The organism is Microbacterium sp. GW821-FHT01D02, from assembly GCF_059422585.1.
Genome location: NZ_JBWKXB010000002.1, coordinates 72004 through 85823, shown reverse-complemented (window position 1 = coordinate 85823; position 13820 = coordinate 72004). Strand labels below are relative to the sequence as shown.

Here is a 13820-nt window from a genome sequence, read left to right as displayed (position 1 = left end):
GCGTCCGACACTGTCACCCGTCGGTGGCGAGGGCCTCGAGGATCGGCCAGTCGACCGGGGCGCGGTCGTCATCCGGGAGGAGCCCGGCGACCCAGCCGTCGTCGCGGCCGCGCGGGCTCGTGAGCGCCTGGCGCTGCAGCCCCTCGTAGCGGAAGCCGAGGGCGCGGGCGGCGCGGGCGGAGGGGATGTTCCCGGCGACGGCCTGCCAGCGGATGCGCACGAGTCCGAGCTCGGCGAATCCCCAGTCGATCACGGCACGTGCGGCCTCGGTCAGGTAGCCCCTGCCGCGTGCCGACGCCACGACCCAGTATCCGAGCTCCGCGTGCCGGCCCGTGAAGTGCTCGGTGATGCCGTGCAGCCCGATCATCCCGACGAGCTCGTCGCCGGCGTACATGCCCCACACGGTCTCCGCGCCCTCGGCCCACCATCCCGCCACCAGGCGCACGAACTCCTCGGCGTCCTCGCGGTTGTACGGGCTCGGGACGGTCGTCCAGCGGGAGATCTCCGGCTCCTGGCACGCGTCGGTGATGGCGTCGACATCCGCCTCGGTGGGTGCCCGGAGCACGAGTCTTTCGGTGGTCAGGGTGGCCGATCGCATCAGACAAGCCTAAGCGGCGGGCCGCAGTGTCGGTGGGCGCGACTAGTCTTGTCCGGTGACTGTTCCGGGGATTCTGCGCGCCTTGGAAGAGGCGTCTCTGTACCGTGACGCCCTGCAGTGGGCGCACACCGACGCCGACCTCGGTCTGGTCGACGGGCTCGACGCTCCGGCCCTCGCCGGGCTGATCGAGAAGCGGGTGGCGGCGGGACATCCGGCCGCGCTCCTCGCCGTCGTACCCACGGGGCGACGGGCGGAGAGTCTGGCACTGGCGATGCACGCCTACCTGCCCGACGCCGACATCCTCACCTTCCCCGCCTGGGAGACCCTCCCGCACGAGCGGCTCAGCCCGAGCCCCGACACCGTCGGACAGCGCCTGCAGACGCTGCGCCGCATCGCCGAGTGGTCCGGAGACCACCCGCTCGTCGTGGTCGCCTCGGTGCGCGCGGCGCTCCAGCCGATCGCGGGCAACCTCGGCGAGATCGCCCCGCTCGAACTGACGGTCGGGAGCCGGGGCACCGAGCTCGATCGCGTGGTCGAGCAGCTGGTCGAGCGCGCCTACTCGCGCGTGGACATGGTGTCGCGACGTGGCGAGTTCGCGGTGCGCGGCGGCATCCTCGACGTGTTCCCACCCACGTCGGAGCATCCGTACCGGGTCGAGTTCTTCGGCGATGAGATCGATCAGATCCGCGCGTTCTCCGTCGCCGATCAGCGCTCGCTCCCCGGCGACGTCGCCGGTGTCGACCTACCGCCCACCCGCGAGCTGCTGCTGACGGCCGACGTGCGCGAGCGCGCCGGCGCGCTCGTCGCCGGTTTCCCCGCCATCGCGGGCATGCTCGAGAAGATGGCCGAGGGCATCCCGGTCGAGGGCATGGAGTCGCTGCTGCCTGCGGTGGCCGGTCCGCTGAAGTCCCTGGCCGAGTACCTCCCGGCCGGGAGCGCCACCGCGGTGGTCGACCCCGAGCGGTCGAGCGCCCGCGCCATCACGCTGGGAGAGACGAACCGCGAATTCCTCGATGCCGCCTGGAGCGCCGCGACGTCCGGTGCCTCCGCGCCCATCGACCTGGGCGCCGGCGACTTCCTGACGATCGCCGAGCTGCGAGAGGTGGTGCGCGACCGCGGCGGCGTGTGGTGGCGGCTGAGTCCATTCGGCGCGGGTCTCGGCGAGGGCGATGTGGAGGCGGCGAACCTCAGCGCCGCCGTGATCCCGTCGTTCCACGGCAACGTCGACGGTGCGATCTCCTTCGTCGAGGCGAAGGTCACCGACGGCTGGCGGGTCGTCGTGATCGCGGCCGGTCACGGTCTGGTCGACCGGGCGCGCGATGTCCTCGCCGACCGCGGCCTCGCCGCGCGCGTCGTCGAGACGCTCACCGATGCGCCCGAGGGCGGTGTCGCGACCCTCGTCACCGGATCCGTCGAGGCCGGGTTCCAGGTGGCGGAGGCGAAGCTCGCGGTCCTCACCGACAACGAGTTCTACGGCCGCACGATCGGCGGCGACCAGCGCGTCGTCAAGAAGCTCGCCTCGCGACGCAAGAACGTGGTTGACCCGCTCCAGCTCAAGCCGGGCGACTTCGTCGTGCACGCCACGCACGGCATCGGCCGCTTCGTCGAGATGACGCAGCGCGAGGTCTCCACCGGCGGCCGCAACGCCACCAAGTCGATCCGCGACTACCTCGTGCTGGAGTACGCGCCCTCGAAGCGGGGGTACCCGGGCGACAAGCTGTTCGTGCCCACCGATCAGCTCGACCTGCTCTCGAAGTACGTCGGCGGCGAGGCCCCGACGCTCTCCAAGATGGGCGGCAGCGACTGGTCGCAGGCCAAGGGCAAGGCGCGCAAGGCCGTCCGCGACATCGCCGTCGAGCTCGTGAAGCTCTACTCGGCCCGTATGAGCGCGAAGGGCCATGCGTTCGGGCCGGACACCCCCTGGCAGCGCGAGCTGGAGGAGGCGTTCCCGTTCGCGGAGACCCACGACCAGCTGCAGACGATCGACGAGATCAAGGCCGACATGGAGCGACCCATCCCGATGGACCGGCTGCTGTCGGGCGACGTCGGCTTCGGCAAGACCGAGGTCGCCGTCCGTGCCGCGTTCAAGGCGATCCAGGACGGCAAGCAGGTCGCGATGCTCGTGCCGACGACGCTGCTGGTGAAGCAGCACCTCGAGACGTTCACCGAGCGCTTCGCCGGCTTCCCGGTCAAGGTGCGGCCGCTGTCGCGCTTCCAGACCGACAAGGAGGCACGGCTCACGCTGCAGGGCCTGCTCGAGGGCTCGGTCGACATGGTGATCGGCACCCATCGCATCCTCACCGATCAGGTGCTGTTCAAGGACCTCGGCCTGATGATCATCGACGAGGAGCAGCGGTTCGGCGTCGAGCACAAGGACGCGCTCAAGAAGATGAAGACCAACGTCGACATCCTCGCCATGAGCGCCACGCCGATCCCGCGCACGCTCGAGATGGCGGTCACCGGCATCCGGGAGATGTCGACGCTCGCGACGCCGCCCGAGGACCGGCATCCGATCCTCTCGTTCGTCGGACCGCGCAGCGACAAGCAGATGGCGGCGGCGATCCGACGGGAGATCCTGCGCGAAGGGCAGATCTTCTTCGTGCACAACCGCGTGCAGTCGATCCAGCGCGTGGCCAGCGAACTCGCCGAGCTCGTCCCGGAAGCCAGGATCGCGGTCGCGCACGGGCAGATGGGCGAGCACCAGCTGGAACAGGTCGTCGACGACTTCTGGGAGCGCAAGTTCGACGTGCTCGTCTCGACCACCATCATCGAGACCGGTCTCGACATCGCGAACGCGAACACGATCATCATCGACCGCGCCGACAAGTACGGACTCAGCCAGCTGCACCAGCTGCGCGGCCGCGTGGGACGAGGGCGCGAGCGCGCGTACGCGTACTTCCTGTACGACGAGATGAAGCCGCTGAGCGAGACCGCGGCCGACCGTCTGCAGACCATCGCCGTGAACAACGACCTGGGCTCGGGCATGCAGGTCGCGCTGAAGGACCTCGAGCTGCGCGGGGCGGGGAACCTCCTGGGCGCCGAGCAGGCCGGACACATCGCGGGCGTCGGATTCGACCTGTACCTGCGGATGATCGGCGAGGCCGTCGCGACCTTCCGCGGCGACGAGGTCGAGACCGGGCAGGAGCTGCGCCTGGAGCTGCCGCTGGATGCGCGCATCCCCGAGTACTACATCGACAGCGAACGGCTGCGCCTCGAGGCGTACCAGAAGCTCTCGGCGGCCTCGGCGGCGACCGCGAAGGACGAGGCGATCGATCTGGTCATCGAAGAGCTCGTCGACCGCTACGGCACGCCGCCCGAGGAGGTCGAGGGGCTGCTGGCGATCTCGCGGCTGCGTCGCCGTGCCGCCCGTGCGGGGCTCACCGACGTCGTCGTGATGGGCTCGAACCTGCGCATCGCGCCGGCACGCCTCGAGGACTCGATCAAGGTGCGGCTGCAGCGGCTGTATCCCAAGGCGAAGCTCGTGGCCGGGGGAGAGGCCCTGGTCGTGCCGATGCCCACGGTTCCCGCCGCGGTGGGAGTCGGCGTCGAGCCGCTTCCCGATGCCGAGCTGCTGGCCTGGGTGGAGCAGCTCTTCACCGCGATCTTCCCGGAGCCGGTCAAGACCGAGTGAGGCGCGGGAGCGGTGCGCGGGACTAGTCTGGCCGCATGTTGTACGAGCACCTCGGGGCTCGCCCCCGCATCCATGACACCGCCGTCATCGCCCCCACCGCCGTGGTCTCCGGCGACGTGGAGGTCGGACCGGGTTGCCAGGTGCTGCACGGCGCCGTAATCACCGCGGAAGGCGGCCCCATCACGCTCGGCGCGCACGTGATCGTGATGGAGAACGCGCTCATCCGGGCGACGGCGGCCAACGCCGTGCACATCGGCGCGCACACGCTGATCGGCACGCTGGCGAGCATCGCCGGGGCGACCGTGGGCGAGGAGGTCTTCTTCGCGTCGGGGGCCCGCATCTTCAACGGCGCGCTGATCGGAGACCGCTGCGAGGTCCGGGTCAATGCGATCGTGCATCGTCGCGCCGTGCTGCCGGAGGGCACCGTGGTGCCGATCGGATGGGTGGCGGTCGGCGATCCCGTGCAGCTGCTCTCGCCGGATCGGGAGGGCGAGATCGCCGCAGCCCAGCCCGAGCTCGACTTCCCCGGTCATGTGTTCGGCGTCGACCGGGACACCCCCGACCTGATGGTGCAGCTCACCGAGCGGTACGGCAGCTCGCTCGCCCGGCACGCGCATGACAGGGAGATCGGCTGATCGCGGCCCCGCCGCGGAGAACGACGAAGCCGGGCGCCCCTGCGGACGCCCGGCTTCCTGTCGTTCGGATCAGATGACGCCCTGGGCGAGCATCGCCGCGGCGACGCGCTCGAACCCGGCGATGTTGGCACCGGCGACGTAGTCGCCGCCGACGCCGTGACGCTCTGCGGCGTCGAAGGCGGCGTCGTGGATGTCGGCCATGATCTCGCGGAGCTTGTTCTCGCTGTCGCCGAAGGTCCAGCGCTGGCGGGAGGCGTTCTGGCTCATCTCGAGCGCGGAGGTCGCGACGCCGCCGGCGTTCGCGGCCTTGCCGGGCGCGAAGAGCACGCCGGCCTTCTGGAACGCCTCGACGGCCTCGGGCACACACGGCATGTTCGCGCCCTCGGAGACCACGCGCACGCCGTTGGCGATCAGCGCCTCCGCATCGGCGAGGCCGACCTCGTTCTGCGTGGCCGACGGAACGGCGATGTCGACCGGGACCTCCCAGACGCTGCCGCCCTCGACGAACCGGGCGCTCGGGCGGCGGTTGGCGTACTCGACGATGCGGGCGCGCTCGACCTCCTTGATCTGACGCAGCAGGTCGACGTCGATGCCGGCGTCGTCCACCACGTAGCCGGACGAGTCGGAGGCCGTGACGGCGGTCGCGCCGAGCTGGGTGGCCTTCTGGATCGCGTAGATCGCGACGTTGCCCGAGCCCGAGATGCCGACGCGCTTCCCGGAGAGGGAGTCGTTGTGCACGGCGAGCATCTCCTGCGCGAAGAACACCGCGCCGTAGCCGGTGGCCTCGGTGCGCACCTCGGCGCCGCCCCAGCCGGTGCCCTTGCCGGTGAACATGCCGGACTCGTGGCGGTTGGTGACCTTGCGGTACTGGCCGAAGAGGTAGCCGATCTCGCGGCCGCCGACGCCGATGTCGCCCGCGGGGACGTCGGTGTGCTCGCCGAGGTGACGGTAGAGCTCGTTCATGAACGACTGGCAGAAGCGCATGACCTCGGCGTCGGACTTGCCGTGCGGGTCGAAGTCGGAGCCGCCCTTGCCGCCGCCGATGCCCTGACCGGTGAGCGCGTTCTTGAAGATCTGCTCGAAGCCGAGGAACTTGATGATCGACAGGTTCACCGAGGGGTGGAAGCGCAGTCCGCCCTTGTACGGGCCGAGGACCGAGGAGAACTGGATGCGGTAGCCGCGGTTGACCTGCAGCTTGCCGGAGTCGTCGATCCACGGCACGCGGAACAGGATCTGGCGCTCGGGCTCGACGAGTCGCTCCAGGATGCCGCCGTCGACGTATTCCGGGTGCCGCTCCAGGACGGGGGCGATCGAGTGGAGCACCTCGTGGACGGCCTGGTGGAACTCCGGCTCGTGCGGGCTGCGTGCGAGCACCGTGTCGAAGACGGGCTGCACGGAGACGGCGAGCGGATGGAAGTCAGCGGAAGTCGTAGCGGTCACGCGGGAGGGCTTTCTGGTGGGGGATGGTGGTGCAGGCGATCGTGTCGCGTGAGGCTTCGCCGGATCCGGCGGAGTTTTCACTCTAGCGGCCGTCGGAACGGGCGCCTCGCACGCGGCTCGACGGTATACCGGTCACCCGGTGTTCTGCAGGCCGGCGGCGACGCCGCTGACCGAGAGGAGGAGCAGTCGCTGCTGTTCGGCATCCGCTCCCGAGCCCGTGGGGTCCTCGCCCGCCGAGCGCAGCGCCCGCAGTGCACGGAGCTGGAGCAGCGAGAGCGCGTCGACATAGGGGCTGCGCAGCTGCACGGCCCGCTGCAGCACGGGCTTGTTCTCCAGCAGGCTCTCGCCGCCGGTGAGCCGGATCACCCAGCGCCGGGTGATCGCGAGCTCGTCGAGCACGAGCTGCGCCAGATCGTCGCGGTCGCCGAGCGCCAGGTACTGGCGGGCGATGCGCTCGTCGGTCTTGGCGAGGCTCATCGCGACGTTGTCGATCATGGTGCGCAGCAGCGGCCACTCGCGATACGCCTCGATGAGCAGCTCCTCGTCGCCGACGGCGTCCAGCGCCGTGCCGAGTCCGAACCAGCCGGCCAGGTTGATGCGCGCCTGCGTCCACGCGAACACCCACGGGATGGCCCGAAGGTCTTCCAGCGACTCGACCGACAGCCCGCGGCGGGCAGGACGTGAGCCGAGCGCGAGCAGGCCGATCTCCTCGAGCGGGGTCACGGTGGCGAACCACGGGGCGAAGCCGTCGGCCTTCACGAGGGAGAAGAAGCGCTCGCGCGACGCGGCGTCCATGACCGAGGCGACCTCGGCATAGCGCTCGGCCGCGCGGCTCGTGTGCGCCTCCTCGGTGGGGGAGGAGGCGAGCAGCGTCGCCGCAGCGACCTGATCGATGTGCCGCATCGCGATGGCGGGCTCGCCGTAGCGGGCGAAGATGACCTCGCCCTGCTCGGTGAGCTTGAACCGTCCGTCGACCGAGTGCGGCGGCTGCGCGAGGATGGCGGAGTTCGCGGGGCCGCCGCCACGTCCGAGGGCGCCGCCGCGTCCGTGGAAGAGGGTCAGCTCGATGTCGGACTCCTGCGCCCAGCGGGCGATCTTCTCCTGCGCCTCGTACAGCGCGAGGTTCGCCGCGACCGGGCCGACGTCCTTCGACGAGTCCGAGTAGCCGAGCATGACCTCGAGGCGGTTGCCGGTGGCGGCCATGCGCTCGCGGAACTCCGGGAAGGTGACGGCCTCGGCGAGGATCGCGGGAGCCGCCTGCAGGTCGGCGAAGGTCTCGAACAGCGGCACGACGTCGAGCACGGGCGCGTCGTCGCCGAGCGCGTGCCGGGCGAGGCGGTACACGTTGGCGAGGTCGGCGGCGGACTGGGTGAAGGAGACGACGTAGCGTCCGGCGGCGCGGGCACCGCGGTCGTGCTGGATCTCGGCGATCGCACGGAACACCTCCAGCACCTCCTCGGTCTGCGCGCTGAGGGCCTCGCCGCCTTCGAGCTCGGCGAGTGCCTTCCGGTGCACCTGGGAGTGCTGGCGCACCTCGAGCTCGGTCAGGTGGAAGCCGTAGGTCTCGACCTGCCAGATCAGGTGCTGCACGCCGCCGAACGCGTGCCGCTTCGCGCCGGCCGCGGCGAGCGATGCCTGCACCGCGCGCAGATCTGCGAGCAGCTCCTCCGGACGGCTGTAGCCCTGGGTGCCGTCGCCGTGGCGGGTGGCGGAGACGCGTCGGGCCAGCACGAGCAGCACGCGACGGTGGGGCTCGTCGGGCGAGCGGGTGGCGAGCTCGGCGGCCAGTTCCGGCTCCGCGGCGGCGAACCGCTCCCAGAGCGCCGTGACCTCGGCGCTCGGCGGGGTGTCGTCCGACGCGAGGGTGAGGGTGCGACCGATGCGCTCCAGGGCACGCTCGAGACCGCGCAGCACGTGGTCGGCGGCGATCTGCGACGCCTCCCGGGTGACGGAGGCGGTGACGAAGGGGTTGCCGTCGCGGTCGCCGCCGACCCACGAGCCGATGCGCACGAACGCGGGCACCACCGGCGCGCTCGCCCCCGACTCCTCGCCGCGGAGGGCGTCGTCGATGCGGCGGTACACGTGGGGCACGGTCGTGAAGAGGGTCTCGTCGAACACGCCCATGACGGTGCGGACCTCGTCGGTCGGGGACGGCTTCTGCGAGCGCAGGGGCGCCGTGCGCCAGAGGGTGTCGATCTCCTCCAGCATCCGCCGGCGGGCGCGGTGCTCCTCGGAACCGCCGGCGCTCGCCGCATCGTGCTGGGTGAGCAGCTCGGACAGCCGGCGGATGCTCGACGACACGGCGCGACGACGCGCCTCGGTCGGGTGCGCCGTGAAGACGGGGTGGAAGCGCAGACCCTCGAGGCGACGACGAGCCTCCTCCTCGCCGACCTCGGTGCGCAGTCGTGCGTACGCGGTCGCGACGGTGTCGGCGGCGTCCTCGCGTCCCGGCTGACCGGCGCGCTCGCGCAGTACCCGCACGCGCTGGTGCTCCTCGGCGAGGTTCACCAGGTGGAAGTAGCAGGTGAAGGCGCGGGCGACCTCGTCGGCCCGGGCCACCGTGAACGATTCGGCGATCGCCGCGGCGCGCTCGAAGGCGTCCGGGGTCTCCTCGTCGTAGGCCTGGATCGTCGCGAGACGCAGCCGCTCGACGTCGTCGAACAGTCCGTCGCCGCCGGCTTCGCGCAGGACCTGCCCGAGCAGCTGCCCGAGCATCCTGACATCGGTGCGCATCGCATCGGGGATGCCGCGACCGGCTTCGAAGCGGCCGATCACGCGGATGGCCTCGGTGTTCGTGGGCTCGGAGAAGGAGTGTGCGGGGGTCACCCTTCGAGAGTATCCCGCGTGAGAGGGGTGTCCTGCACGCATGACGATGTGCTCCGAAACGGGCCGAAGCGGGGAGGCGCCGAGACGTACCGGCGACCTACGATGGGGGGAATGCGCATCTCAGCGAACCCCCTCCGCGGCCAGCAGTTCCCCGCCGTCCTGCTCCTCGTCGCGGCGGGACTCGGCCTGCTCTTCGCGAACCTTCCCACGCACGATGCGCTCGCCGCCTTCCTCGACTTCCACATCGCCGTCCCCGGCACCGATCTCGACCTGTCGACCGCGCACTGGGTGTCGGACGGCCTGCTCGCGGTCTTCTTCCTCGTCGTGGCCATCGAGCTGCGCCATGAGCTGACCCACGGCGAGCTCGACTCCCCGCGCAAGGCGGTGCAGCCCGCGATCGCCGCGACCGGCGGCGTGCTGGTCCCGATCGCGGTGTACCTGCTCATCGCGGGCGGCGACGCCTCGACGGCGTCCGGCTGGCCGATCCCGACCGCCACCGACATCGCCTTCGCGCTCGGTGTCCTCGCCATGTTCGGACGCGGCCTGCCGTCCCGGGTCCGGGTGTTCCTCCTCGCCCTCGCGATCCTCGACGACATCATCGGCATCATCTTCATCGCCGTCCTGTTCGCCGCGGACGTGCAGTGGCTGCAGCTCGCCCTCGCGGTGGTCGGCGTCGCCGTGTTCTGGGCGCTCAGCCGACTCCTGCACGCGAAGGGCCATCCGCTGATCGCCGTCGCCATGGTCCTGGTCGGCGTCGTCACCTGGGGTCTCGTCGCCTCGTCCGGCATCCACGCGACGATCGCCGGCGTGCTGCTGGGCCTCGTGATGTCGCCGGTGCCCGCCGCCCGCACACGGCATGCGCTCGAGCCGACGGTGAACGGCGTCATCCTCCCGGTCTTCGCCTTCGTCGCGGCCTTCGTCGTGATCCCGGCCCTGTCCCTCGGGCAGCTGTCGCCGGCGTTCTGGGCGATCGTGGTCGCTCTCCCCGTCGGCAAGATCATCGGCATCTCGCTGTTCGGCTGGCTCGCGATGCGCATCCGTCCGAAGGGTGCGGAGCCGGCGCTGCCGTTCGCCGACATCCTCGCCGCCGGGGCCCTCGGCGGCATCGGCTTCACGGTGTCGCTGCTGCTGGCGAACCTGGCCTTCGCGAGCGACGGCGGCATCCGGGATCAGGCCATCCTGGGCGTGCTCGTCGGCTCGCTGATCGCCCTCGTGCTGTCGGCATTCGTCGTGTCGCTGCGGGCGCGCTGGTACCGTCGGGTCGCATCCGCCTCCTCGTGAGCGCGGCGCCCCGCTCCGAGAGATCCAAGGAGAGAGTGTGAGCCCTCAGACCGAGTCCGGTACGGATGCCGACGACCCGCTGCGCATCGCCGCCGAGACCATGCACGCCGTGCGCGAGCGGTGCGTGTGGTCGCAGCAGATCACACATCGCGACCTCGTGCCGTATCTGATCGAGGAGTCGCACGAGGTGATCGACGCCGTCGAGGCCGGCACCCGCGACGATCTGCGGGAGGAGCTGGGCGACCTGCTGTGGCAGGTGCTGTTCCACGCGGCGATCGCGGCGCAGGACCCGGAGGACCCGTTCGACATCGACGACGTCGCACGCACGCTCACTGAGAAGATGGTGCGTCGGCATCCGCACGTCTTCGCGGGCGAGGTGGCGGAGACGCCGGAGCAGGTCCTCGTGCACTGGAACGCCGCGAAGGCCGCGGAGAAGCGCACCCGTCGCAGCGTGCTCGACGGCGTGCCCCGGGGGATGCCGGCGCTCGCGCTCGCGCAGAAGCTCGCCGGACGCGCGTCGGGAGTGGGGGTCACGGTCGAAGCCGCCGCCGCACCGGCGTCCGAGGCGGAGCTCGGCGATGCGCTGCTCGCCCTCGTGGCCACGGCGCGCGCCGAGGGATGGGACGCCGAGCGGGCGCTGCGCGAGCGGCTGCGCGTGCTGGAAGACGACGTGCGGGCCGCCGAAGCGGCATCCTGATCCCGGCACGACGGCGTCGACAGACCTGGGAAGATGGAGCCGTGGCTACTGTGAACCCGCCGCGCGGCATGCGCGACATCCTCCCCGCCGACAAGGCCCGCCGTGAGCGCGTGCTCTCCGTCATCCGCGATCGATACCTCGCGCACGGATTCGACGAGATCGAGACGCCGGTCGTCGAGGACTACGACCGCCTGCATGCCGGCATCGGCGGCGACAACGAGAAGCTCTCGTACAACATCCTGCGCCGCGGCCTCGACGCCGACGCGATCCGCGCTGCGGCCGACGACCCGGCTACGCTCTCCGACCTCGGCCTCCGCTACGACCTCACCGTGCCGCTCGCACGCTTCTACGCGAGCAACCGCGGGCAGCTCCCGACCGTGTTCCGCTCGATCCAGATCGGTCCGGTCTGGCGTGCCGAGCGTCCGCAGAAGGGGCGCTACCGCCAGTTCGTCCAGTGCGACATCGACATCATGGGCGACGACTCCGCGCGCGCCGAGGCCGAGCTGATGGTCGCATCGCTCGACGCCGTCGACGCGCTCGGACTCGAGGGCGCGACCGTGCGCATCAACGACCGGCGCGTGCTCGACTGGATGCTGGACAGCTTCGGCTTCACGGCCGAGGAGCGCCCGGGCGTGCTCATCACGATCGACAAGCTCGACAAGATCGGCCCGGAGGGCGTCGCGACCGAGCTGCGCGAGCGCAGTGCGTCGACCGCGGCCGCCGATGCGTTCGACGCCTTCCTGCGCCGCCCGCAGACCCTGGAGTACAACCCGTTCGGCGAGCGGCAGATCCGCAAGGCGCTGCCCGAGGGGGCGCCCGCCGAGCTGGTCGAGCACCTGGTCGGCATCGGCGAGGCGGTCGCCGCGGGGCGCGGCCAGTCCGACATCCCGCTCGTCTTCGACCCGTTCCTCGTGCGCGGCATGGGCTACTACACCGGCACGATCTTCGAGCTCGCGCACCCCTCCGTCGGCTACTCGCTCGGCGGCGGCGGACGCTACGACGGCATGATCGGCCGGTTCCTCGGACAGCAGGTCCCGGCCGTCGGGTTCTCGCTCGGGTTCGAGCGTCTCGTCGATCTGATCGCCGAGGATGCCGACGCCGAGGCGCAGGCGGTCGTGCTCATCCACGATGCCGACGTGCCGGTCGCCGATCTCGTCCGCCACAAGGCCGCGCTCATCGCGGAGGGCGCGCGCGTGCGGCTCGAGCGCCGGACGAAGAACGTCAAGGCGCTGCTGGAGCGTTCGGCAGCCGACGGGTACACCGCCTTCGCGACCGTGTCCGCGGGCACCGGCGAGCTGGAGCTCAAGCCGCTCTCCTGACGCGGCTCGGATCCGTTCACGCCGCGTTCACGGCGACGCGGTGGAATCGGGGCGTGACTCGCGTTCGCATCCCGGTGGTCGTGCGACCGATCCTCGTGGCGCTGACCGTCGCCGCGGCGCTCGGGGGCGTCCGTCTCGTACTCGCGCAGCAGGCCGCTCTCGCGCGGAAGCGCATCGGCAAGCCGCTGGGGGAGGAGTCCCTCGACGCGGATCGCGTCTGGCGCGGTGCTCTCGACGGGGAGCCGCTCGAACTGCTCGTGCTCGGAGACTCGATCGCCGCCGGTCTCGGAGCGGAACATCGCAAGGAGACGCTGGGCGGGCGTCTGGCGAAGGCGACCGCGCGCCGGATGCACCGTCCGGTCCGGCTGCGTACGGCTGCGGTCGTCGGCTCGGAGTCGCCGGACCTGCCGGACCAGCTCGACGCGCTGCCCGCGGAGTACCACCCGCACGTGGCCGTGATCGTCGTGGGCGGCAACGACGTCACCCACCGCCTCCCCGTCGCCCTGTCGGCGCAGCACCTGCACGAGACGATCCGCCGACTGCGGGGGACGGGTGCCGAGGTCGTCGTGGGCACCTGCCCCGACCTCGGTGCGCTGCGCGCGGTGCCGCAGCCCCTCCGGCGGATCGCGTCGAGCCTGTCGCGCCGTCTCGCCGAGATCCAGGACGAGACAGCGCGACGGGCGGGCGCGGAGCCGGTCGATCTGCGCCGCGCGGTGGGGCCGATGTTCTTCGACGAGCCGGAGGCGATGTTCAGCCTCGACCGCTTCCATCCGAGCGCCCTGGGCTATCGGCGTACGGCCGAGGCCCTGCTCCCCGCCGTCAGTCGTGCGGCGGAGAGGGCGCTCAGCTCGCGCCGTCCTCCGGTGCCGCGCTGAACGACGCCGCCCACTCCGCGACCCGACGGCTGCTCTCCTCCTCGGAGATGTCCTCGACGCGGGTCATCACCGACCAGCGCACCCCGAACGGGTCGCGGATGCTGGCGAAGCGGTCCCCCGAGACGAACGGTGCGGGGGCTTCCCGCACCGTCGCCCCGGCCGCGACGGCCTTCTCCACGACGGCGTCGACGTCGGAGACGTAGAGCCCCAGGGAGTAGCAGTCGTCCTCGCCGTCGGGCGCGGGCACGAGGTGGTACTCGGGGTTGGGCTCACCGAGTTGCAGGAGTCCCACCCCGAAGTCGAGGTCGGCGTGCGCGACGAGGCCCTCGAACTCGGTCACGTCGACGACCCGCGCACCGAAGACGTCGCGGTAGAACTCGATCGCCTGCTTCGCGTGGGGGATGGCCAGGAAGGGGGTCAGGGAGGTCGCGCCGTTCGGCCGTCCCGCTGTCGTGTACGTGCCGGTCGCGCCGGTGGTGCGGATGTCGTCCGTGGACGTGTCTTCGCTCATGTGGCCA

At 71.3% G+C, this 13820-nt stretch carries 10 protein-coding genes; 6 read left to right on the top strand and 4 right to left on the bottom strand.

All coding sequences use genetic code 11. The annotated features are described in order from the left end of the window. Positions 1-13 precede the first annotated feature (13 nt). Positions 14-598, bottom strand: coding sequence for a GNAT family N-acetyltransferase (locus AC07VM_RS09205; protein WP_494910825.1), 585 nt, complete (start codon positions 596-598; stop codon positions 14-16). 55 nt (positions 599-653) lie between these two features. Here AC07VM_RS09205 and mfd point away from each other — a divergent pair, with 55 nt between their 5' ends. Both mfd and AC07VM_RS09195 read left to right on the top strand, forming a co-directional pair. Next, a complete protein-coding gene (gene mfd / locus AC07VM_RS09200; RefSeq protein ID WP_494910823.1) occupies positions 654-4229 on the top strand; it encodes a transcription-repair coupling factor in 3576 nt (1191 codons plus the stop codon). A 35-nt stretch (positions 4230-4264) separates the two neighbouring features. Beyond that, complete coding sequence (locus tag AC07VM_RS09195) at positions 4265-4864, top strand: gamma carbonic anhydrase family protein (RefSeq protein ID WP_267417745.1); 600 nt, start codon at positions 4265-4267, stop codon at positions 4862-4864. A gap of 69 nt (positions 4865-4933) precedes the next feature. Here the strand turns inward: AC07VM_RS09195 and gdhA are convergent, their stop codons facing one another. Next, positions 4934-6304: an NADP-specific glutamate dehydrogenase gene (gene gdhA / locus AC07VM_RS09190; RefSeq protein WP_267417746.1), complete on the bottom strand. Its 1371-nt coding sequence runs from the start codon at positions 6302-6304 to the stop codon at positions 4934-4936. A 132-nt stretch (positions 6305-6436) separates the two neighbouring features. Then, entirely contained in the window at positions 6437-9130 is a 2694-nt protein-coding gene (locus AC07VM_RS09185; protein ID WP_494910820.1) for a phosphoenolpyruvate carboxylase, read from the bottom strand. Between the two features lie 111 nt (positions 9131-9241). On the opposite strand from AC07VM_RS09185, the gene nhaA reads away from it, so the two are divergent. The 4 genes from nhaA (at position 9242) to AC07VM_RS09165 (ending at position 13302) form a co-directional block, all read left to right on the top strand. Continuing rightward, the gene (nhaA, locus tag AC07VM_RS09180; protein WP_494910818.1) at positions 9242-10411 is read left to right on the top strand and encodes a Na+/H+ antiporter NhaA; all 1170 of its coding nucleotides are present in this window, start codon (positions 9242-9244) and stop codon (positions 10409-10411) included. Positions 10412-10511: 100 nt separating this feature from the next. Beyond that, positions 10512-11108: a nucleoside triphosphate pyrophosphohydrolase gene (locus AC07VM_RS09175; RefSeq protein ID WP_494911693.1), complete on the top strand. Its 597-nt coding sequence runs from the start codon at positions 10512-10514 to the stop codon at positions 11106-11108. Positions 11109-11176: 68 nt separating this feature from the next. Beyond that, a complete protein-coding gene (gene hisS, locus AC07VM_RS09170; protein ID WP_494911691.1) occupies positions 11177-12427 on the top strand; it encodes a histidine--tRNA ligase in 1251 nt (416 codons plus the stop codon). Positions 12428-12480: 53 nt separating this feature from the next. Continuing rightward, a complete protein-coding gene (locus tag AC07VM_RS09165; RefSeq protein ID WP_416383333.1) occupies positions 12481-13302 on the top strand; it encodes an SGNH/GDSL hydrolase family protein in 822 nt (273 codons plus the stop codon). Here AC07VM_RS09165 and AC07VM_RS09160 read toward each other — a convergent pair. Further along, on the bottom strand, positions 13271-13813 hold the full coding sequence (locus AC07VM_RS09160) for a VOC family protein (protein ID WP_267417749.1): 543 nt from the start codon (positions 13811-13813) through the stop codon (positions 13271-13273). The genes AC07VM_RS09165 and AC07VM_RS09160 overlap by 32 nt on opposite strands. Between the last annotated feature and the right edge of the window lie 7 nt (positions 13814-13820).